At 29.5% G+C, this 1,149-nt stretch carries 1 protein-coding gene and 1 pseudogene; both read left to right on the top strand.

Annotation, left to right across the window (positions count from 1 at the left end; translation table 11 throughout):
• A pseudogene (locus F6K13_RS34235) lies at positions 1-232 on the top strand (DUF5009 domain-containing protein); the annotation flags it as partial.
• A 504-nt stretch (positions 233-736) separates the two neighbouring features.
• Complete coding sequence (locus F6K13_RS34230; RefSeq protein WP_124146161.1) at positions 737-1,096, top strand: hypothetical protein; 360 nt, start codon at positions 737-739, stop codon at positions 1,094-1,096.
• The last annotated feature ends 53 nt before the right edge of the window (positions 1,097-1,149 follow it).

Raw genomic sequence — 1,149 nt, 5'->3', positions numbered from 1 at the left:
GCAAAAAAGTATTCTCAAATTATTTATCTATAATGGTCAAAATCCAATAATAGCTTATGTGGTTTTTGGTAACTTACTCTTACCTATCTTGAAATTAACTGGATGGTATGAAAAAATTGCACAAATGACTCAAACAACAAGGTTAGGATTATTAACGGGATTTATTTATACATTAATAGTGGCATTAATTGTAAGTATTTTTAGCAAATTAAAGCTTTTTTGGAGGACTTAAAAACAGCAAAAAAAAACTAAAATATTATCGGTCATTTTATAGATGTAGTAATTTCCTGTGGAGTCAGGTAACAGAGATGGGATAATGGGTCGGCATAAACAAACCTGGTAGTGTAAAAAAAGAGGAAACAAAAAATATTTCCAATTTTTAAGTTTCAAAGAAATAGTATTGACAAATTATTTGACTTTTTCTAATACCAATTTTATGTAAGGCTGCACTTGAATCAGTTAGTCTCCTGGGTCGGAAGTGCGAAATTCAGGTGTATGATGGAGGACTCAGATCCGCCACAAAGGTGTACCACTAATTTTTTTAAATATACTGAGAGTCTTGAACCTAATATTAAAATAAATATAGATAATTATGAAATTAATTCATTTATCTCTGTCGATCTACGGTCAATTCAAAATTGAATCTTATTCTATACAGCTTTATTTTAATTGGGTATTAAAATATTACTACTTGTACAGTACTACCAATATTTATTAACAAGAGAAGGAGGATTTTATGAGTAGTATAATTCCTGTTATTTTCGTATGGTTTATCACATTATTTGGAGCTTGTGTAGGTATTATCATTGGAGGTACTATTGGGGGAATTGTTGGTGCAATTACTAATTTAATCACTAAATTTAGATGCACGATGAGAATATTCAATGCAGCAACTTTTACTTCACTTTTTAGTACGTTCATTTTTATAGTTGTAGCTCATCAAAAAATTCAACCTCTAAATTGTGCAGATGGTTTAGATGGATTTTATGCCTGTTTCAGTCCACTACTTATCCCTTTTTGGGGAGCAATTATTGGAGGAATATTTGGCTCATTCGTAGGAGTTATAATGGAAATATATACTAAATCTAATAATTAAATTCAAGGGTGTATTGAAATATCTGATATTAATTTTGAATAAATTAGTTTTGA

It is taken from the genome of Okeania sp. SIO2B9 (genome assembly GCF_010672505.1).
Lineage (GTDB): Bacteria > Cyanobacteriota > Cyanobacteriia > Cyanobacteriales > Microcoleaceae > Okeania > Okeania hirsuta.
The sequence above is the reverse complement of the archived record's forward strand: the minus strand, read 5'-3'. Positions and strand labels throughout refer to the sequence as shown.

Coding starts and splice junctions, on each gene's coding strand:
- F6K13_RS34230 (WP_124146161.1), top strand. CDS start 737: ATGAGTAGTATAATTCCTGTTATTTTCGTATGGTTTATCACATTATTT.